The sequence below is a fragment of the Thalassovita sp. genome (assembly GCF_963691685.1).
Taxonomy (GTDB): domain Bacteria; phylum Pseudomonadota; class Alphaproteobacteria; order Rhodobacterales; family Rhodobacteraceae; genus Thalassobius.
In genome coordinates, this window is record NZ_OY829290.1 from 4232221 (window position 1) to 4253753 (window position 21533).

Genomic DNA, 21533 nt, shown 5'->3' on the forward strand with positions numbered 1-21533 from the left:
GCGTGGACGGGGAAAGGACAATGGAAATGAACCGTATTACCAAACTTGGTCTGGCCAGCGCTGTTGCGCTCCTGCCGACCCTGGGCCTGGCCGAAGACGCCGCCCCGGTTGCAGGCGTCGACGCCTCGACCGACACCATCTTTATCCTGAACTCGCTGCTGTTCCTGGTTGGCGGCTTCCTGGTGTTCTGGATGGCCGCAGGTTTCGCCATGCTGGAGGCCGGTCTGGTCCGTGGCAAAAACGTAACCATGCAGCTGACCAAGAACATCGCGCTCTTCTCGCTGGCTGCGATCTTCTACTACCTGATCGGCTACAACCTGATGTACCCGCTGGGCACATGGTCGGTTGACGGCATCCTGTCCGGCGTCTGGGGCCCCGGCGTTCTGGAAGCTGTGGGTGTTGGCCGCGATGGCGCCGACGATTACGGCTATGCCTCCACCGGTTCGGACTTCTTCTTCCAGCTGATGTTCTGCGCCACCACCGCCTCGATCGTGTCGGGCACCCTGGCTGAGCGTATCAAGCTGTGGCCCTTCCTGATCTTCACCATCATCCTGACCGCCATCATCTACCCGCTGCAGGCGTCGTGGAAATGGGGCGGCGGCTTCCTGGATCAGGCTGGCTTCCTGGACTTTGCTGGTTCGACCGTTGTGCACTCGGTAGGTGGCTGGGCCGCTCTGACCGGCGCGCTGATCCTCGGCCCGCGTATCGGCAAGTATAAAAACGGCAAAACCATCCCGATCCCCGGCTCGAACCTGACGCTGGCGACCTTGGGTACCTTCATCCTGTGGCTGGGTTGGTTCGGCTTCAATGGCGGCTCGCAGCTGGCCATGGGCACCGTGGGTGACGTTGCAGACGTAAGCCGCATCTTCGCCAACACCAACACGGCCGCTGCAGGTGGCGCCATCGCCGCGCTGATCCTGACCCAGGTTCTGTACAAGAAGCCGGACCTGACCATGGTTCTGAACGGCGCGCTGGCTGGCCTGGTGTCGATCACCGCAGAGCCGCTGACCCCGTCGCTGGGTGCAGCCACCCTGATCGGTGCCGTGGGCGGTGTGATCGTTGTCTTCGCCGTACCGTTCCTAGACAAGCTGAAGATCGACGACGTTGTTGGCGCCATCCCGGTGCACCTGATCGCCGGTATCTGGGGCACCATCGCGGTTGTCTTCACCAATGCTGACGCTTCGCTGGGCACGCAGCTCTACTCGATCGTGATCGTGGGTATCTTCACCGTGGTTGTTTCGGCAGCTGTCTGGTTCGTGCTGAAAGCCATCATGGGCCTGCGCGTCGACGAAGAAACCGAGATCAACGGCCTCGACATGGCAGAGCTGGGCATGGAAGCCTATCCGGAATTCTCCAAAGGCTAAGCCTCGCCTCAGGAGAAACGCAAAGACCGGGCCCTTGCGGGGGCCCGGTTTTCTTTTGTTCTAGCGCCCGTTTTTGAAACGCGACTGCGTCGCGTGGCCTTCGGCGAGAGTATTTTGGAAACAGTGAAAGCGGGTCAGGTCGCGAGCCAGGCGCGTAACGCGGCGGGTGAATCACCTGCCTGTTCCGCCGCACCGCCGGTGAAGTCCTGAAAGGCGGCGAAGTTCGTTTCATTCACCCCAACAAGCACCGGCACCTCAAGTTCCAGCGCCAAAGCGATGGTGGAGCGGAAACCGCGCCCCTCGGCCTCATGCTTGCCGAATTTGTTGATGATCACCAGTTTGGGGGCGGCATTACTCAGCTGCGCCTCAGTCAGGCCAACGGCCTGTTCCAGCGCCACCGGATCCAGACGGCAGCCGCGCGAATCCTTGCCAAGGTTCTGGGAAATGCGCACCACCGGGCCTGCGGGCAGGATCTGCAAATCCATATCGCATTTGCCCTCAGGCGCACATTCAATGTCATGCTGCACCGCACCAGCCAGCGCCAAACCCTCGGCCGCCAAATCGGCCGCAAGCCCCGCCAGCAGGCGGTTCATTTCGCCCCGTTCCGAGATTTTCACATAGCCGATCTTCATGTCTTGCTCCTTGGTGCTGCGAGAGCTTTAGCGCTTTTTCATCGCATCCATCAATGCGGCACCGAGTGCACCTGTGTCATTTCCCTTAACCTGGGACTTGCCCAGGGACTTACTGGAAAACTTGCCACCACCCGGGCCCCCGCGGGCTCCACCACGGGATCCACCGGGGCCGCCAGGCCCGCCGGAGCGGCCGCGATCCTGCCGATCACTCTGCCCTCCACGCGCAGCCGGGGCAGCGCCCCCATCTTTGCGCATGCTGAGGCCGATGCGGTTGCGGGGCACATCCACCTCGGTCACGCGGACCTTCACCACATCGCCCGCTTTGACCACCTCATGCGGGTCTTTGACAAAGCGGTCGGCCAATTGGCTGACGTGAACCAGACCATCCTGGTGCACACCAATATCCACAAAGGCGCCGAAGGCCGCGACATTGGTCACGGTGCCTTCCAGTGACATGCCGGGTTTCAGGTCTTTGATGTCATCAATGCCATCGGCAAAGCTGGCGGTTTTGAAATCAGGGCGCGGGTCGCGGCCCGGCTTTTCCAGTTCCGACAGGATGTCGCGCACCGTCGGCAGACCGAAAATATCATCAACAAAATCCTCAGCCCGCACCCGGCGCAGCTGGGCCTCATCCCCCATCAACTGGCGCAGATCACGGCCGCAGGCGGCAACAATTTTGCGCGCCACGCCATAGGCTTCTGGGTGGACCGAGGAGGCATCCAGCGGCTCATCCCCTTCGGCGATGCGCAGAAAGCCGGCGCATTGTTCAAAGGCGCGCGGACCCAGACGGGCGACATCCAGCAGCTCTTTGCGGGTTTTGAAGGCGCCGTTGATGTTGCGGTGGCTGACGATGGCCTCAGCCAGGCTCTCTCCCAGGCCCGAGACCCGCGCCAGCAATGGTGCGGAGGCCATGTTGAGGTCAACGCCCACCGCGTTCACCGCATCCTCCACCACCGCATCCAAGGAACGGGCCAGTTGGAACTGATCGACATCGTGCTGGTACTGGCCAACGCCGATCGACTTGGGCTCAATCTTCACCAATTCGGCCAGCGGGTCCTGCAGACGCCGGGCAATCGACACGGCGCCGCGCAGGCTGACATCCAGATCGGGGAATTCACGTGCCGCCAGTTCCGAGGCGGAATAGACCGAGGCCCCCGCCTCGGACACCACAACCTTGGTGGGCTTGGCGCCCGGCAGTTCCCGCAGTAGATCGGCGACCATCTTTTCACTTTCACGGCTGGCGGTGCCATTGCCGATGGCGATCAGTTCCACGCCGTGCTGCTTGATCAGCTTGGCCAGGGTGACCTGCGATCCGCGCAGATCGTTTTTCGGCTGGAACGGGTAGATCGTATCGGTCGCCAGCACCTTGCCGGTGGCATCCACCACCGCCACCTTGCAGCCGGTACGGATGCCGGGATCAAGGCCCAGCGTTGCTTTGGCCCCTGCCGGCGCGGCCAGCAGCAAATCCTTGAGGTTGCGGGCAAAAACCTTGATTGCCTCATCCTGCGCCCGTTTGCGCAGATCCGCCATCAGATCCAACATCATCGAGAGCGACAGCTTCACCCGCCAGGTCCAGCTGGCCGCCTTGCGCAGCCATTGATCCCCGGCCCCCGCGCCGCTGACATCAAGCGCCGCCGCGACCATATCAGGGGCACGATCAGCGTCTTCTTCAGCCGGGGCGATATCGACGCTCAGGATGCCCTCATTGCTGGCCCGCATCATCGCAAGGGCGCGGTGGCTGGGGGCATCTTTCCATGGTTCCTGATGATCGAAATAGTCCGAGAACTTGGCGCCTTTGGCCTCCTGCCCTTCGATCACCTTGGCCTTGATCAGCGCGTTGCCCTGCATGAAGCCGCGCAGCCGGCCAATCAGATCAGCGTTTTCGGTCAGCCGTTCTGCAACAATGTCCCGGGCACCATTGAGGGCCGTTTTGGTATCCGCAACAGCATCGGACAGGTAGGCATTGGCCAGTTCTTCAGGATCGGCATGGCGATCAGCCAGAATGGCATCCAGCAACGGCTCCAACCCGTTTTCCCGCGCGATCATCGCTTTGGTGCGGCGCTTGGGTTTATAGGGCAGATAGAGGTCTTCTAGCTGGGCCTTGGTTTCCGCCGTGGCGATGGATTTCGCCAGCTCATCCGTCAGCTTGTCCTGCGATTTGATCGACTCGACGATGGCAGCGCGGCGCTGTTCCAACTCCCGCAGATAGACCAGCCGTTCAGACAGCGTGCGCAGCTGACTGTCATCCAGACCGCCTGTCGCCTCTTTCCGGTAACGGGCCACAAACGGCACGGTGGCACCCTCATCCAGAAGTGTCACGGCAGCGCCGACCTGACTGGCCGCAGCGCCGATTTCTTTGGCGATGATCTGGGTGATACGTGGGGCGGTGTCGAGCGCCATTTTTGGTCCTCTCAGTCTTTGGGAGGGCCACCATAGAAGCGCGCGCGAAGGAGGGGAAGGCGAAATAGAAATGACGCAGGTTTGCCCTACCGCTGGCCCCTGCACCATGGCATGCTGCGCCATTGATTTGAGGAAGGAGCGCAGCACATGGGCAGCAGCACGGGGCATTTGGCACAGGGGATCGGGCAACGGATCGCACAACGGATCGCTCAGGGGCGCGGGCAAGATAAAGCAGATCTGGTGCTGAAGGGCGGCCAGATTTTTGACCTGATGACCGGCCAGATGCTGCAGGGCGATGTGGCGATTTGTGGCGACCGGGTGGTGGGCATCTGCGAGAGCTATGACGGCACGCGCGAGGTGGATGTCAGCGGCAAGGTGCTGGTTCCGGGGTTCATCGACACCCATCTGCATATCGAAAGCTCCCTTGTGACGCCGTTTGAATTTGACCGCTGCGTGCTGCCACATGGGGTGACCACAGCGATCTGCGATCCGCATGAGATTGCCAATGTGATCGGCCCGGCAGGCATTCGCTACTTCCAGCAGGCGGCTGGCAGCACCCTGATGGATATCAAGGTGCAGCTGTCCTCCTGCGTGCCCTCCACCGATATGGAAACTGCAGGGGCAACCATTCTGGCGGAGGATCTGAAACCGCTGATGGGGCATCCCAGCGGCATCGGTCTGGCGGAGTTCATGAATTTTCCCGGCGTGCTGTTTCAGGATCCGGAGGTGATGAAAAAGCTGGACCTGTTTGAGGATCAGCATATTGATGGCCATTGCCCGTTGCTGTCTGGCAAGGATCTGAACGGCTACATTGCCGCTGGCATCCGCACGGAACATGAAGCAACCACCGCCGAAGAGGCGATGGAAAAACTGCGCAAAGGCATGCGGGTTCTGATCCGCGAAGGCTCAGTTTCCAAAGACCTGCATGCGCTGGCGCCAATCCTGACCGATGTGACCTCCCCCTATCTGTGCCTCTGCACCGATGACCGCAATCCGCTGGATATCGCGGAACAGGGGCATCTGGATTACATGATCCGCACGCTGATTGGGCTGGGGGTTTCCCCCTTGGCGGTGTACCGCGCGGCCAGCCTTTCGGCGGCCGAGGCCTTTGGTCTGAAGGATCGCGGTCAGATCAGTCCCGGCAAACGCGCTGACATCGTGATCCTGAATGATCTTGAGACCTGCGATGTGGCGGATGTGATCTGCGGCGGGGTCTGGGTTGACGATGCCGCCTTTGCAGCCCGTGAGCTGATTGATCCCGTCGGCCGCCACTCGGTCAACGCGCCCAAGGTTGGGCCGCAGCATTTCCGCACCGCCGGAAACCGGGAAGACACCGATGTGATCGGCATTCTGGAAGGCAAGATCATCACCGAACATCTGAACGAAGTCATGGTGATTGAAGATGGTGACAAACGCCCTGACCTCAGCCGCGATCTGATCAAGATCGCCGTGATCGAACGCCATGGTAAAAACGGCAATATGGCCACCGGCTTTGTGCGCGGGTTCAACCTGAAGCGTGGCGCGATTGCCTCCACGGTCTGTCACGACCATCATAACATCGCGGTTGTTGGCGCCGATTACGATGACATGGCACTGGCCGCCAACCGCTTGGGAGAGATTGAGGGCGGATTTGTGGTCGTCGCGGGTGGCAAGGTTCTGGCTGAACTGCCCCTGCCCGTTGCCGGGCTGATGAGCCTTGAAAGCCATGAGGTGGTGCATGACCAACTGGTCGATCTGCGTGCCGCCGCACGGGATCTGGGGGTCACATTGGAAGAGCCGTTCCTGCAGCTGGCGTTCCTCGCATTGCCGGTCATTCCCAACCTCAAAATCACCGATCGCGGGCTGGTGGATGTGAACAAGTTTGAGATCATTTCGTAACGGTCTGGACTGCCCAAACAGGTTTAAATTTCGCATTGCGGAATAAGATTTCGCAACATTGACGTGATCCTTTTCGGGCACTAGCTTAGCGGCAAATCAAAACCGGCCTTCGGGTCGGTTTTCCCACTTTCCAACAGCCGGGGCCGCTGACATGACCACCTCTTCCGCCGTCAACGCCAATATTTCCATCGAACAGCTGGGTGACATCGCCCTGATCTGCATCGACAACCCGCCCGTCAACGCCTCAGGCCAGCTGGTGCGCCAGGGGCTGCTGGATGCGGTGACACAGCTGAACAGCACAGCAGAAACCAAGGTGATTGCCATCTATGCCGCTGGCCGCACCTTTGTGGCGGGCGCCGACATCAAGGAATTCGGCAAGCCGCCGCTGGAACCCTATCTGCCCGATGTGTTCAACGCGATTGAGGCAAGTGCAATCCCGGTGATTTCGATCCTGCACGGCACCGCATTGGGCGGCGGCTTTGAACTGGCGCTGTCGACCCATGCCCGTATTGGCCTCAAAGGCCTGAAAATCGGCCTGCCAGAGGTCAACCTAGGCCTGTTGCCCGGGGCCGGGGGCACCCAACGCCTGCCGCGTCTGGCCGGCATGGGCTTCACCCTTGATATGGCGCTCAGCGGAAAACCGGTCAGCGGGGAGGCCGCCCTTGAGTCCGGTGCCATCGACCGTCTGGTCGAAGGGGATCCGCGCGATGTTGCACTGGCCATGGCGCAGGAGGTCATCGACGGCACGTTGGCCACCCGCCCGACCGGGTCGCTGCAGGTCACAGCCGATGAAACCCTGCTGGAAGAGACCGCCAATAAGCTGCGCATGAAGCAACCGCACCTCTTCTCCCCACATAAAATCGTCGAGGCAGTCGCGGCCTCAACCCTGCCACTGGCTGAGGGTCTGAAAGTTGAACGCGCCGCCTTTATGGAGGCGATGGAAACCCCGCAGCGCGGCGGCCTGATCCACGCCTTTTTTGGGGAACGCGCGGTTTCGAACATCCCTGAGGCCAAGGGGGACGCCCGCGATATCGCCAAGGTTGGCATCATCGGTGGCGGCACCATGGGATCGGGGATCGCAACCGCCTGCCTGCTGGCTGGGCTGCCGGTGCGCCTGATTGAGGTGGCACAGGACGGGCTGGACCGTGGGGTCGCCACGATCACCAAGAATCTTGAGGGCGCCGTCAAACGTGGCAAGCTGACCGAGGCCAAGAAAGCCGCCGCCCTGGCTGCACTGGAACCCTCGCTAGCGATGGAAGATCTGGCCGACGTGGATCTGGTGATTGAAGCCGTGTTTGAAAGCATGGACGTCAAACGTGACATCTTTGGCAAGCTGGACACGATCTGCAAGGACGGGGCGATCCTTGCCTCCAACACCTCTTACCTCGACATCAACGAAATTGCCGCCTGCACCAACCGGCCGGGCGATGTTCTGGGGCTGCACTTCTTCAGCCCGGCCCATGTGATGCGCCTGCTGGAGATCGTACAAGGTGCCGAATCCGCACCCGAGGTTCTGGCCACCGGCTTTGCCTTTGCCAAACGGTTGAAGAAGGTGGGTGTGCTGGCGCAGGTTTGCGATGGCTTCATCGGCAACCGGATCATGAACCACTATGCCAAGGCCGTGGGCTATCTGGTGCTGGACGGCGCATCACCGGCTGAGGTGGATCAGGCGCTGGAAGGCTTCGGCCTGGCCATGGGCCCGCACAAGGTGGGTGATCTGGCGGGGCTGGACATCGGCTGGGCCAACCGCAAACGCACCGCCCACCTGCGCGACCCTGCTGACCGCTACGCCACCCCACATGCGGATCGTATCTGCGAACAGGGCTGGTTTGGCCGCAAAACCGGATCGGGGTATTACACCTATGAGGACAAACATCCCAAGGTGAACCCTGAGGCGATCAAGATCATTGAGGATCTGCGCAGCGAACTGAACATCACACCGCAGGACTTCTCGGCCGAGGAGATTGTGGATCGTTACCTGACCGCGATGATCGTGGAATCGATCCGCGTGATCGAAGATGGCACCGCGAAACGGCCAGTGGACGTCGATATGGTCTTCCTGTTTGGCTATGGCTTCCCCCGGTTCCGGGGCGGGCCGCTGCATCAGGCGGATCAGATCGGCACCAAGGCGCTGATCAAACGGATCGAAGGCTACGCCGCCGACGATGCCCGTTACTGGCAGGTACCGCAGCTGCTGCGTGACATGGACGCGGCGGGTCAGACATTTGCTGACCTCAACAAGAAAGGATAACCGATGGAGCTGAGCTACACCCCTGAGGAACAGGCCTTTCAGGCCGAGGTGCGCGCCTATCTTGCCGAACATCTTCCCGACCATATTTCAAGCGCCGTGCGCGCCGGGGGGGAGCTGAGCAAAGCCATCATGGAAGAATGGCACGCCATTCTGCAACGTCGCGGCTGGCTGGCCACCACCTGGCCCGAGGCCTTTGGCGGCCCCGGCTGGTCCCCGGTTGAGCGGCATATCTTTGAGGAAGAATGTTGCCGCGCCTATGCCCCGCGCATCGTGCCCTTTGGCATCAACATGCTAGGGCCGGTGCTGCAGAAATTTGGCAGCAAGGCGCAGCAGGATCACTATCTGCCCCGCATTCTGGATGGCACCGATTGGTGGTGTCAGGGCTATTCCGAACCCGGTGCCGGTTCCGATCTGGCCAGCCTGAAAACCCGCGCGGTGCGCGATGGGGATCATTATATCATCAACGGTCAGAAGACCTGGACCACATTGGGCCAGCACGCCGATTGGATCTTCTGCCTATGCCGGACGGACCCGGATGCAAAGCCGCAGGCGGGCATCAGTTTTATCCTTGTTGATCTGAACACCCCCGGCATCGAAATGCGCCCGATCAAGCTGATCGAAGGCGGCCATGAGGTGAATGAGGTCTTCTTCACCGATGTGAAGGTGCCGGTGGAAAATCTGGTTGGCGAGGAAAACAAGGGCTGGACCATCGCCAAATACCTGCTGACCCATGAACGCACCGGGATTGCGGGTGTTGGCTTCTCAATCCAAGCTTTGGAAGAAGTGAAAGCGCTGGCCACCAAGATGCGCCGGGGTGGTCGCCCCCTGATCGAGGATCCGCTGTTTGCCGCCCGCCTGGCAAAGGTTGAGATCGATCTGGAAGCGATGAAAATCACCAACCTCAGGATGCTGTTTCAGGCGCAGAAACAGGGGGCGCCGGGGCCGGAGACCTCAATCCTGAAAATCAAAGGCACCCTGATCAATCAGGAACTGCGCGATCTGGCGCGGCGGGCGCTGGGGCCGCTGGCGGCCCCCACCGGCATCGCCACCGAAAGCAATCTGATGTTTGGCCCAAGTGATACCGGCAACAACGCCGCGCGCTATTTCAACAACCGCAAGACATCGATCTTTGGTGGATCCAATGAGATCCAGCGCAACATTCTGACCAAAACCATGCTGGAGCTCTGATCGATGGATTTTACCCCTTCAGACACCCGCCAAATGCTGGCTGACAGCCTCACCCGTTATCTGGCTGATCAATATCCGGTCGAGCATCGCAATGCTGTTGCCTATGACGCACCGTTCCATGACGCCAGCAAGTGGCAGGAACTGGTTGAGCTGGGCGTCTTGCACGCCCTCGTCCCCGAAGAGGCCGGCGGTTTTGGCGGTGCAGGCTTTGACATCACCACCGTATTTCAGGCGCTTGGCACTGCGCTTTGCCCCGAACCGATCTTGCCCGCGTTGATGGCGGCACGGCTCTTGGCGGCGGCAGGTCAGGACGTAACCGCCCTGATGGAAGGCGGCGCAACATACGCCCCCGCATGGGCTGAGGTCGATGCCCCCTATCAGCTGCAGGATATCGCGATGGAGGCCCGGGTGGCCGGGGACGGCTATCTGCTGTCAGGGCGCAAGGCGCTGGTCTACGGCGGCCAGATCGCGACGCATTTCCTTGTGGCCGCGCGGCTTAACGATCAGCTGGCGCTGTTTGACGTCAAAGCGCAGGATGCAGACGTGCAGGGCTATGGGCTGATCGATGGTGGTGGCGCGGCGGAGCTGTTGCTGGATCAGACCCCGGCCACGCTGTTGCTGGCCGATGCGGAGGACACTTGGGGACAGGCGCTGAACGCGGGCGCGCTGGCCCTATGTGCCGAAGCGGTGGGCGCCATGCAGGTCGCCTATGACACCACGCTGGATTACCTGAAACAGCGCAAGCAGTTTGGCGTGCCAATCGGCAAGTTTCAGGTGTTGCAGCACCGCACGGTCGACTTGTTGATGGAGATTGAGCAAGCCCGTTCCATCACCATCAAAGCGGCGGCGGAACTGGATGGCCCGCAGGGTGGGCGCTACGTCTCGATGGCGAAACACCTGATTGGCCGCGCGGCCCGGCAGGTGGCCGAAGAGGCGATCCAGATGCATGGTGGCATCGCCATGACCTGGGAATACCCGCTGTCACATTATGCCAAACGGCTGACCATGCTGGATGCGCAACTGGGTGACACCGACGAACACCTGTCGCGTGTCGCAGCCACCCTGATCCAATAGGGCAGATTTGCAGGGGCGCTTAATGCGCCTCTGCCCAATTGGCACCACGGCCTGCATCCACAACCAGCGGCACTGACATATGCAGGGCCGGTGCGGCGGCGCCTTCCATCACCTCACGGGCCACGGCGATCACCTGATCCGCAGCATCCTCTGCCACCTCAAAGATCAATTCATCGTGGACCTGCAGCAGCATCTTGGCGGGCAGATCCTTGATCGCGGCGGGCATGCGGATCATCGCACGGCGGATTACATCAGCCGCGGTGCCCTGGATCGGTGCGTTGATTGCTGCACGCTGGGCAAAGCCAGCGCGCGGCCCTTTGGCGTTGATCTCCGGCATATGGATTTTGCGGCCAAAGAGCGTCTGGACGTAAAGGTTCTCTTTCGCAAAGGCCTTGGTGTTATCCATATAGGTGCGGATGCCGGGGAAACGTTCGAAGTACCGCGTGATAAAGGCCTGCGCGTCCCCGCGCGGGATGTGCAGATTGCGCGCCAGACCAAAGGCCGAGATGCCATAGATCACACCAAAGTTGATCGCCTTGGCCTGACGGCGGATCTCAGGCGTCATTTCAGACATCGGCACATCAAACATTTCCGAAGCGGTCATGGCGTGAATGTCATGACCGTCCTTGAACGCCTGTTTCAGCGCGTCGATCCCGGCCATTTCCGCCAGAATGCGCAGTTCGATCTGGCTGTAATCGAGCGACAGAAGAACCTTGCCCTCATCCGCCACAAAAGCTTCGCGGATTTTGCGACCCTCTTCGCTGCGCACGGGAATGTTCTGCAGGTTCGGATCGTTTGACGCCATCCGGCCAGTATTGGCGCCGCTTTGCAGGTAAGAGGTGTGGACCCGTCCGGTGTCAGGATGGATGTGATCCTGCAGCGCGTCGGTGTAGGTCGATTTCAGCTTCTGCAGCTGACGGTAATCCAGCACGCGGCGAGCAAAAGTGTGGTCATTGGCCAAATCTTCCAACACGTCGGCAGGGGTGGACCACTGACCGGTTTTGGTTTTCTTGCCGCCTTCCAGCTCCATCTCTTCAAACAGGATCTTGCCGACCTGTGCCGGGCTCTGGACGTTGAACTCGTGGCCTGCCAGCTCATAGAGCTCGGCCTCATAGCCGGCCATTTTCTGGGCAAAGCTGTTGGACATCCGGCTGAGCGCATCGCGGTCCACCTTGATGCCGGTCATTTCCATGTCTTTCAGCACATGAACCAGCGGACGTTCCAGTTTTTCATAGACCGTGGTCACCTGTTCCTGATGCAGCTGCGGTTTCAGCTTCTGCCACAGGCGCAGGGTGATATCGGCATCTTCGGCGGCATATTTCACCGCATCCTCAATCGGCACCCGGTCAAAGGTGATGGCGGATTTGCCCGAGCCCAGCAGCGATTTAATCGGGATCGGCGTGTGGTTCAGATAGCGTTCGGACAGCGCATCCATCCCGTGACCATGGATCCCCGCATGCAGCGCGTAGGAGATCAGCATGGTGTCATCAATCGGCCCCACCTCAATCCCGTAGCGTGAAAAGATTTTGGCGTCATACTTCATGTTTTGGCCGATCTTCAGGATGCTTTCATCCTCCAACATCGGCTTCAGCATCGCCAGGGCTTGGTCGAGATCCATCTGACCTTCCGCCAGCTGATCAGAGCCAAAGAGGTCATCCGACCCGGCCTTGTGGGTCAGCGGCACATAACAGGCCCGCCCCGCCTCGGAGCTGAGGCAGATCCCCACCAGATCCACCCGCATTTCATCCAGACCGGTGGTTTCGGTATCCACCGCGACATAGCCACGTTTGTAGGCCGCATCGATCCAGGTCTGCAGAGCCGCGGCATCTTTGACCCATGCGTAAGCTTCGGGGTCAAAGGGCAGATCTTCCGGCACATCAACCTCACCCGCGGCACCGGCGCCCTGCTGCGGGGTGTCATTGATCACCGGGGCCTCAACACCCAACTGTTCGGCGATACGCTTGGTGAGGGTGCGGAACTCCATCTCGGCGAGGAAGTTCATCAACTCCTCAGACACCGGATCTTTCACCTCCAGATCATCGAGGGTGAAATCCAACTCCATCTCACAGTCCAGCTGCACCAGCCGTTTGGACAGCTCAATCTGATCGCGTTTTTCAATCAGGGTCTGGCGCCGTTTGGGCTGTTTGATCTCTTCGGCGCGGTCCAGCAGGCTTTCCAGATCGCCAAATTCATTGATCAGCAACGCGGCGGTTTTGATGCCGATCCCCGGCGCGCCGGGCACGTTATCGACCGAATCCCCGGCCAGCGCCTGTACGTCGACCACCCGTTCAGGGCCAACGCCGAATTTTTCAAACACCCCGTCACGGTCGATGCGTTTATTCTTCATCGCATCCAGCATTTCCACACCGTCGCCCACCAGCTGCATCAGGTCCTTGTCTGAGGAGATGATGGTGCAACGCCCGCCCGCTTCGCGTGCCTGACAGGCCAGGGTTGCGATGATGTCATCGGCTTCGAACCCCTCGATCTCTTTGCAGGCAATGTTGAAGGCACGGGTGGCGTCACGGGTCAGCGGAAACTGCGGGCGCAGATCCTCAGGCGCCGGCGGACGGTTGGCCTTGTAGAGGTCATACATGTCATTGCGGAACGACTTGCCCGAGTGATCAAAGATCACAGCCACATGGGTCGGCGCGTCCGGGCCAGTGTTGCCCTCCACATAGCGGTGCAGCATGTTGCAGAAACCGGCCACAGCACCGATCGGCAACCCATCCGATTTCCGGGTCAGTGGCGGCAATGCGTGATAGGCGCGGAAGATAAAGGCCGAGCCGTCGATCAGATGCAGGTGGCAGCCTTTGCCGAATTCGGTGCTCATGAGGGTCTCCGCGCTTGGGGGAACATCGGGGGTGTTTTAGTTATGTCCAGCCCCTGTGATCGCACGGATCACGCCCGGCGGCTAGGGGTCAGGCGATCAATTTCCGCCAGAATGGAACCGCCATAGCGACAGGGTGACCGAGGTGGGGATCGGCGTCCATCGCCCAAAGGGCACGCCCGCGTTGCGCAGCTGCGCGCCAACCCAGGCATTGCAGGTGCGCAGCAGATCAAAACGCCCCTCAGCGGCGAAGAAGGTTCCGCGGGCAACAGCGGGCAGCGGCACCACCTCTGGCCGGTCACCAAAGCTTTGGCGGATCCCGTGGCGCAGCGCGCGATATTGGGCGGGGCTCAATTGCAGCCAGGTCACCACATCCGGATCCCCAAGCGCGCCATAGACATCCACCCGCAGCACAGATTGATCGCCAAAAATCGCCCGGCGCGCCGCCGACCAGGACACTTCGCTGTAATCCCCAACGGTGGTGTAAAATTCACGCGCGCCCCACCCCACCATCAGCCATTCAGCTTGGGGATGGGAAATCGGCACATCGCTCAGACTCAGCACCGCAAACTGGTCACGGGTTTCCGCATCTAGCGGCAATAGGAAGTCATTGTGGATCGGGCCTGCCACCAGCCCGATGGTCACCGCATTGCCATCCGGCAGATCCGCGTGATCACCGGCAATCACACCACCCAACAGAGCCGCAGCCAGATAGACCATCACCAGCGCCGAGAGCGCGGCCAGTAAACTTAGGAAAAGCTTGCCCAACCAGGACAGGAGCGCCATCAGATCCAGCGCCCCACCCTGTTAGCCCTGATCAGCCTTGGAACCCTTCAGGATGTATTTCGCATCGCAGTAAGGGCATTCAACAAAACCATCTTCGGCCGGGATTTGCAGCCAGACGCGCGGATGACCCAATGCCCCTTCGCCACCATCACAGGCAAGTTTCGAGGTCTCGACAATCTTGGTCTCTGGCGCTTGGGTCGTCATCTGGGACGTTTCCTTTTGGCTACAAAACTACTAGGTGCTGTTATGAGCGATCACACCAGCAGGGGCAAGAGTGGCCATGACCGACAATGCGAATGGAACGGCGATTGAAAACGCAATCGAAATCCGGGGTCTGAAAAAGACCTATCGCGGCGGCAAAGGCGAACCCGAAGAACACGCGCTGAAAGGCATCAATCTTGATATCCCGCGTGGCTCTGTGTTTGGGCTTCTGGGCCCAAATGGCGCCGGCAAATCGACGCTTATCAACATTCTGGCGGGTCTGGTCACCAAAACCTCAGGGCAGGTGAACATCTGGGGTTTTGATCAGGATGTGAACCCACGCCAGGCGCGGGCCTCCATCGGGGTGATGCCGCAGGAACTCAACATGGATCCGTTTTTCAGCCCGCGCGGCGCGCTGGAGGTGCAGGCGGGTCTTTACGGGGTGCCAAAATCGGAACGCCGCAGCGATGAGATCCTGCGCCTGATCGGTCTGGAAGACAAAGCCGAAGCCTATGCGCGCACCCTGTCTGGCGGGATGAAGCGGCGCCTGCTGTTGGGCAAGGCCTTGGTGCATGCGCCGCATGTGCTGGTGCTGGATGAACCCACCGCCGGGGTTGATATCGAATTGCGCCAGATGCTGTGGACCAATGTGCGCAAGCTGAACGAACAGGGGATGACTATCATCCTGACCACCCACTACCTCGAAGAGGCCGAGGAGATGTGTGATGAGATCGCCATCATCAATCAGGGTGAGGTGGTCGCGCGTGACAGCAAGGTTAACCTGATGGGTCAGATGGATGCCAAGACGATGGTCATCCACCCCGAATCGCCCATCGCCACCCTGCCAGACGCGGCCGAGGTCAGCGCCCAGATGCGCCCCGACGGGGCATTGGCCCTGTCATATCACGCCAAACAAACCAGCGCCGAACAGGTTCTGGCCATCGCCCGCAGCGCCGGGATCCAGATCCGCGATCTGCGGATCGAAGAGGCGGATCTGGAAGATGTGTTCCTTGAGCTGACCAAAAGCCGCTGACCTTAGACGGACCGCGTCAACCCGCCATCAATGCGCCAGTTCTGTCCGGTCACATAGGCCGCGGCGTCTGAGGCCAGATAAGACACCATGGCAGAGACCTCCGCCTGCGTGCCGTAGCGCCCCATCGGGATGCGGGCACGGCGGTCTTCGGTTTCGGGCAGGCTGTCGATGAACCCCGGCAGGATATTGTTCATACGGATATTGTCGGCTGCGTATTTATCGCCAAACAGCTTGGTGAAACTGGCCAACCCAGCACGAAACACGCCCGAGGTCGGGAACAGCGGATCCGGTTCAAAGGCCGCAAAGGTCGAGATGTTGAGGATCGCGCCACCGCCCTGCGCCTGCATGATCGGGGTCACCATGCGGGTCGGGCGGATCACGTTCATCAGGTAATATTCCATCCCCTTGTGCCAATCCTCATCGCTGATCGACAAGAGGTCGCCCTTGGGCCCGTGCCCGGCGGAGTTCACCACCACATCAATCCGGCCCCAGCGCGCCATGGTCTGATCCACCAATGTTTGCAGCGCCTCAGGATCCAGATTTGATCCTGTCACCCCAACGCCACCCAGCTACTCGGCCAGATCGGCGCCTTTGCCGGATGACGACAGGATCGCCACCTGAAATCCATCCGCATGCAAACGGCGCGCTGCATCTGCACCCATGCCACTGCCTGCGGCGATCAAGAGGGCTGTTTTGGTCATTTCCAATCTCCTTCTATGCTTCAGGCAGCAGCATTCCTGATCCGTGCAGACTTGACCAACCACGTTTCAAGGCGCATGGCTGTAGAAAACCTCCTGCCTTGGATGCGATATGCAGATCCCAAACCTCAACAATTTACGGGCCTTTGAGGCCGCAGCGCGCCACCTGAACTTCCGCCTTGCCGCGGAAGAGTTGCTGGTCACCCAGGGCGCCGTGGCGCAACAAATCCGCCGGTTGGAGCAGGATCTGGGCACCCAGCTGTTCCATCGAGAAGCCCGGGGCGTCAGCCTGACCGAAGCGGGCCGGCGCTTACAGCCCAATGCCAGTCAGGCGATTCAGCTGCTGCATCAGGGTCTGTTGCACCTGCGGGAGGGCGCAACGGTCACCCTCTCGGTGCCGCCCAGTTTTGCCACCAAATGGCTGCTGCCGCGGCTGCCCGATTTGGCCAAGGACCACCCGGCGATCACCCTCAATCTGCGGGCTGAGGAACGCGTCGCCGATCTGGCGCAGGGCATGGCTGATCTGGCGGTACGTCTGGGGCCGGCACCGCAGGATCATGGACTGACCAGCATCGAACTGGCACCCCTGCGACTGGTTGCGGTGGCCCAGCCCGGATTGTTTGACCCGCAATCAGAGTTGACCGGGTTTTCTGACCTGCCGCTCATCCAGGACGGCCATCGTGATTGGCAGCGCCTCATGAACGCGGCAGGGGTGGCACACAGCGGGGCGATGCTGCAGGTGAATCAGACCGGGCTGGCGCTGGATGCCGCATTGCAGGGTCAGGGGATCGCACTGGTGCCAGATCTGTACCTGCCCGAATTGCTGGCCGCGCAGTTGATTACCCCTCTGTGGCACGCCCCGCAGAATGATGCAGACGTGAGCGCCTCCGGGTTCCATCTGGTCTGGTCCCCGCGTCATGATCGTGCTGAAATAGCAACCGTGCGAAACTGGCTGAAGGACATGGCCACAGGCACAGGCCGCGACCGGTGAAGCCCTTGCCGCAAAGCAGTTGACAGCGCAAACAATTGACCCTTTGGTCAAAAATTCATAAGAGCAAAACATGACGAAATTCGACTGGATCGGTGTGGTTGAAGACCACGGCAGCCGCCTCGCGTGGGGGTTTGTTGGCGACAGCGCTGAGGGCGAGGCCCCGGTGGGCGCTGATGCTGCGCGTCTGGTGACCTTTGGCGGCGGCGCCAGCCAACCGGTCCCGACCAAAATCACCGCCTCAGCCCCGGGTGGGGCGCTGACCCAGACGCAGCCTTTGGGCCTATTGCCAATGACCAGCCGTCTGGCGCTGGCCGGGCTATGCCGGACCATCAAGGACTTTGACGGCGTGGCCTGTGTGGTCGACGGGGATCAAAGCCATTGGGTCCAGATCAGCGCGGATGAGGCGGTCAGCTTTCAAAGCTACCTGACCCCAACACTGGCCCGCGGGTTGAACGCCGCCGAGGTCGCTAACGCCGATATCGACGCCCTGTCAGACACGCTGTCGCGCCCGGAACGGCTGGCAACACAGCTGTCCAGCGCGCAACTGGCCGAAGATCCAAGCACCACAATAGGCCATCTCTTGGGGGCCGAATTGTCGGCCACGCGCCCCTACTGGCTGGGCCAGCGGGTGGCGCTGATTGCCACCGGCCCCTTGGCCAAGGCCTATGCCGCTGCCTTCACCAGCCAGCACCTGATGGTGGAACAACATGATTTGCGCCAGCTGCAACAGCAGGGCATGATCGCTTTTAACAGCCAAGACGAAGCCGTCTGAGCCGACATGGACCAGACGCCCTATCAACCGCAGTCCATGGAGGACAAGGTGACAACCGAAGTGAAAGACAACACCGCACAGCTGCCGCAGCTGCATGAGCCGCGCAATCCCGGCATGGAACTGGACCTTGATTGGGTTGCGCGCGTGCAGGCCAATACCTCGGCCATTGAACGCCGCTGCGCCACCCTGCCCGGCCGCCGTTCGGTCAAGAAGGACTATCAGGCCGCCTGGCTCTTGAAGGCGATCACCTGCATCGACCTGACCACACTGGCCGGTGATGACACGGTGGGTCGTGTGGCGCGGCTTTGCGCCAAGGCCAAAACACCGGTCCGGTCCGAAATTCTGGCCGAACTGGGCGTTGAGGGCATCACCACAGGCGCCGTCTGCGTGTATCACGACATGATCGAAAGCGCCGTGGCCAACCTCAAAGGAACCGGCATTCCTGTCGCGGCGGTCTCCACCGGTTTCCCGGCGGGCCTGTCGCCCTTCCACCTGCGCGTTGAAGAGATCCGCGAAAGCGTCAAAGCGGGGGCCGAGGAAATCGATATCGTGATTTCCCGCCGCCACGTTCTGAGCCAGAACTGGCAGGCGCTGTACGATGAGATGAAAGCCTTCCGCGAGGCCTGTGGCGACGCCCATGTAAAGGCCATTCTGGCGACCGGCGAACTGGGCTCACTGCGCAATGTCGCGCGCGCCTCGCTGATCTGCATGATGGCCGGGGCGGATTTCATCAAGACCTCCACCGGTAAGGAAAGCGTCAACGCCACCCTGCCCGTCAGCCTGGTGATGATCCGCGCTATTCGCGACTACTATGACCGCACCGGCTACCGCGTCGGCTACAAACCGGCAGGCGGCATTTCCAAAGCCAAGGATGCGATCACCTATCTCGCCCTCATCAAAGAGGAGCTGGGCGATCGCTGGCTGCAGCCGGATCTGTTCCGCTTTGGCGCATCGTCGCTGCTGGGCGACATCGAACGCCAGCTGGAACATCACGTCACCGGCGCCTATTCGGCCAGCCACCGTCACGCAATGGGATAAGGGCGGCAGCTGCCCCCGGATCGTTACAGAAAGTCACGTACAATGACCGTTAAAGAGATCTTTGAAACCATGGACTATGGCCCCGCCCCCGAATCTGCCGCCGAAGCGCTGGCATGGCTTGTTGATCAGGGTGACCGTTTTGGCCATTTCATCGATGGTGCCTTCACCACACCCGGTGACGGTTTTGACAGCAAGAACCCCGCAACTGGTGAGACGCTGGCAACGCTGAGCCAGGCCAGTCAGGACGACGTGGATGCCGCCGTTGCCGCCGCCCGCAAAGCACAGCCCAAATGGGCCAAGCTGGGCGGCCATGGTCGGGCCAAGCACCTCTATGCCATCGCCCGTCTGCTGCAGAAACATTCGCGCCTGTTTGCCGTGTTGGAAACGCTGGACAACGGCAAACCGATCCGCGAAAGCCGCGACATAGATATCCCGCTGGTGCAGCGCCATTTCTACCACCACGCCGGTATGGCCCAGTTAATGGAAGAGGAACTTCAGGGCCGCGAAGCGCTTGGCGTCTGTGGTCAGGTTATCCCGTGGAACTTCCCACTGCTAATGCTGGCGTGGAAGGTGGCCCCGGCGCTGGCGATGGGCAACACCGTGGTGCTGAAACCTGCGGAATACACCTCGCTCACCGCGCTGTGCTTTGCGGACCTCTGCCGCAAGGCGGGTCTGCCCAAAGGTGTTGTGAACATCGTCACCGGCGACGGCGCTGTGGGGGAAATGATCACCACCCATGAAGACATCGACAAAGTGGCCTTCACCGGTTCCACCGCCGTGGGCCGTCATATCCGCCGCGCCACCGCTGGTCAGGGCAAAGGTCTGACGCTGGAGCTGGGTGGCAAGTCGCCCTACATCGTCTTTGACGACGCCGATATCGACAGCGCCATCGAAGGTCTGGTGGATGCGATCTGGTTCAATCAGGGTCAGGTTTGCTGCGCCGGCTCGCGCCTGTTGGTGCAGGAAGGCATCGCCGAGCAGTTCCATGCCAAGCTGAAGGCCCGCATGGACAAGCTGCGTGTCGGCAACCCGATGGACAAATGCATCGACATGGGCGCGCTGGCCGATCCGGTGCAGCTGGCGACCGTAACCAAAATGGTCGACGCCTGCGAAGGTGGTGAGATCTATCGCGCCGATGGCGGCATCCCGGCCAATGGCTGTTTCTACCCGCCGACTCTGATCTCAGGCCTCAGCCCGGCAGATCCGCTGATGCAGGAAGAGATTTTTGGTCCGGTGCTTGTCACCTCCACCTTCCGCACCCCGGCTGAGGTGGTCGATCTGGCCAACAACACCCGTTACGGTCTGGCGGCGACGCTCTGGACTGAAAACGTGAACCTCGCGCTCGACATCGCGCCCAAGCTGGTTGCAGGTGTCGTCTGGATCAACGGCACCAACATGTTTGATGCCGCCGCTGGCTTTGGTGGCGTGCGCGAAAGCGGCTTTGGCCGTGAGGGTGGATGGGAAGGCCTGAGCGCCTATACCAAACCCGCGCGCAAGACCAAGGCACTGAAGAAGGTGGAACCCTTCACCGGAAGCGAAATCGCGCCCGCCGGTGTGGATCGCACCGGCAAGCTGTATATCGGCGGCAAGCAGGCACGGCCCGACAGCGGCTATTCGCGCGATGTCTGGTCAAAGGCGGGCAAACATCTGGGCGAGGTTCCGATTGCCAACCGCAAGGATATCCGCAACGCGGTTGAGGCCGCGCGCGGCGCCAAGGGCTGGGGCAAGACCACCGGCCATCTGCGGGCGCAGATCCTCTACTACATCGCTGAAAACCTTTCGGCCCGTGCAGATGAGTTTGCGCGTCGGATCAACGATCTGACCGGCGGCAAGGACGGCGCGAAAGAGGTTGAAGCCTCGGTGCAGCGCCTGTTCACCTATGCGGCCTGGGCCGACAAATACGATGGGGCCGCCAAAGGTGTGCCGATCCGTGGTGTGGCGCTGTCGATGAAGGAGCCCGTAGGTGTGATCGGTGCGCTGTGCGCCGATGAGGCACCGCTGTTGGGTCTGGTTTCCGCCATGGCACCGGCCATTGCGATGGGCAGCCGCGTGGTGCTGACCGCAAGCGAAGCCTTCCCGCTGGCTGCGCTGGATTTCTACCAGATCCTTGAAACCTCGGACGTGCCGGGCGGCGTGGTCAACATCGTGACCGGCAGCCATGAAGAGCTGGCGGATGCGTTGGCCAAACACATGGATGTGGACGCGCTCTGGAGCTTCTCCTCCTCGGACGTTTCCGCGCTGATCGAACGCGAAAGCGCCGGCAACCTGAAACGCACCTGGGTCAACAACGGCCAAAGCCGGGATTGGATGGGTGCCGAGGGTCAGGGCAAAGAATTCCTGGAAGCCGCAACCGAGGTGAAAACCATCTGGGTGCCCTACGGCGAGTGATCCACCGGGCCT

General features: G+C 61.0%; 15 protein-coding genes and 1 pseudogene. 10 read left to right on the plus strand and 6 right to left on the minus strand.

Translation table 11 applies throughout. The annotated features are described in order from the left end of the window. Window positions 1-26 precede the first annotated feature (26 nt). Window positions 27-1364, plus strand: coding sequence for an ammonium transporter (locus ACORLH_RS20560; protein ID WP_321830209.1), 1338 nt, complete (start codon window positions 27-29; stop codon window positions 1362-1364). A 134-nt stretch (window positions 1365-1498) separates the two neighbouring features. Here the strand turns inward: ACORLH_RS20560 and ACORLH_RS20565 are convergent, their stop codons facing one another. Then, on the minus strand, window positions 1499-1996 hold the full coding sequence (locus ACORLH_RS20565; protein WP_321830210.1) for a DUF2478 domain-containing protein: 498 nt from the start codon (window positions 1994-1996) through the stop codon (window positions 1499-1501). 27 nt (window positions 1997-2023) lie between these two features. Further along, window positions 2024-4396, minus strand: a complete 2373-nt coding sequence (locus ACORLH_RS20570) for a Tex family protein (protein ID WP_321830211.1) — start codon at window positions 4394-4396, stop codon at window positions 2024-2026. 147 nt (window positions 4397-4543) lie between these two features. Between ACORLH_RS20570 and ade the strand changes: the two genes are divergently transcribed. From ade to ACORLH_RS20590, 4 genes are all read left to right on the plus strand, one after another. Beyond that, window positions 4544-6274, plus strand: coding sequence for an adenine deaminase (gene ade / locus ACORLH_RS20575; protein WP_321830212.1), 1731 nt, complete (start codon window positions 4544-4546; stop codon window positions 6272-6274). A gap of 151 nt (window positions 6275-6425) precedes the next feature. Further along, entirely contained in the window at window positions 6426-8525 is a 2100-nt protein-coding gene (locus tag ACORLH_RS20580; RefSeq protein ID WP_321830213.1) for a 3-hydroxyacyl-CoA dehydrogenase NAD-binding domain-containing protein, read from the plus strand. A 3-nt stretch (window positions 8526-8528) separates the two neighbouring features. Further along, entirely contained in the window at window positions 8529-9713 is a 1185-nt protein-coding gene (locus ACORLH_RS20585) for an acyl-CoA dehydrogenase family protein (RefSeq protein WP_321830214.1), read from the plus strand. A gap of 3 nt (window positions 9714-9716) precedes the next feature. Beyond that, window positions 9717-10787, plus strand: coding sequence for an acyl-CoA dehydrogenase (locus tag ACORLH_RS20590; protein ID WP_321830215.1), 1071 nt, complete (start codon window positions 9717-9719; stop codon window positions 10785-10787). A gap of 19 nt (window positions 10788-10806) precedes the next feature. Here ACORLH_RS20590 and polA read toward each other — a convergent pair whose 3' ends face one another. The 3 genes from polA to ACORLH_RS20605 form a co-directional block, all read right to left on the minus strand. Then, entirely contained in the window at window positions 10807-13617 is a 2811-nt protein-coding gene (polA, locus tag ACORLH_RS20595) for a DNA polymerase I (RefSeq protein WP_321830216.1), read from the minus strand. A 96-nt stretch (window positions 13618-13713) separates the two neighbouring features. Beyond that, window positions 13714-14400 carry a TIGR02117 family protein gene (locus tag ACORLH_RS20600; RefSeq protein ID WP_321830217.1) on the minus strand — a complete coding sequence of 229 codons (687 nt, stop codon included), beginning with the start codon at window positions 14398-14400 and terminating at the stop codon, window positions 13714-13716. A 21-nt stretch (window positions 14401-14421) separates the two neighbouring features. Continuing rightward, a complete protein-coding gene (locus tag ACORLH_RS20605; protein WP_321830218.1) occupies window positions 14422-14604 on the minus strand; it encodes a zinc-finger domain-containing protein in 183 nt (60 codons plus the stop codon). A 76-nt stretch (window positions 14605-14680) separates the two neighbouring features. Here ACORLH_RS20605 and ACORLH_RS20610 point away from each other — a divergent pair, with 76 nt between their 5' ends. Beyond that, complete coding sequence (locus ACORLH_RS20610; RefSeq protein ID WP_321830219.1) at window positions 14681-15634, plus strand: ABC transporter ATP-binding protein; 954 nt, start codon at window positions 14681-14683, stop codon at window positions 15632-15634. A gap of 2 nt (window positions 15635-15636) precedes the next feature. On the opposite strand, the pseudogene ACORLH_RS20615 reads toward ACORLH_RS20610, so the two are convergent. Beyond that, a pseudogene (locus ACORLH_RS20615) lies at window positions 15637-16335 on the minus strand (SDR family oxidoreductase). A gap of 109 nt (window positions 16336-16444) precedes the next feature. Here ACORLH_RS20615 and ACORLH_RS20620 point away from each other — a divergent pair. From ACORLH_RS20620 to ACORLH_RS20635, 4 genes are all read left to right on the plus strand, one after another. Continuing rightward, complete coding sequence (locus ACORLH_RS20620; protein WP_321830220.1) at window positions 16445-17323, plus strand: LysR substrate-binding domain-containing protein; 879 nt, start codon at window positions 16445-16447, stop codon at window positions 17321-17323. A 70-nt stretch (window positions 17324-17393) separates the two neighbouring features. Next, window positions 17394-18095: a 2-dehydro-3-deoxygalactonokinase gene (locus ACORLH_RS20625; protein ID WP_321830221.1), complete on the plus strand. Its 702-nt coding sequence runs from the start codon at window positions 17394-17396 to the stop codon at window positions 18093-18095. 36 nt (window positions 18096-18131) lie between these two features. After that, a complete protein-coding gene (deoC, locus tag ACORLH_RS20630; protein ID WP_420719835.1) occupies window positions 18132-19133 on the plus strand; it encodes a deoxyribose-phosphate aldolase in 1002 nt (333 codons plus the stop codon). A gap of 42 nt (window positions 19134-19175) precedes the next feature. Beyond that, on the plus strand, window positions 19176-21521 hold the full coding sequence (locus ACORLH_RS20635) for an aldehyde dehydrogenase family protein (protein ID WP_321830222.1): 2346 nt from the start codon (window positions 19176-19178) through the stop codon (window positions 21519-21521). Window positions 21522-21533: the final 12 nt, after the last annotated feature.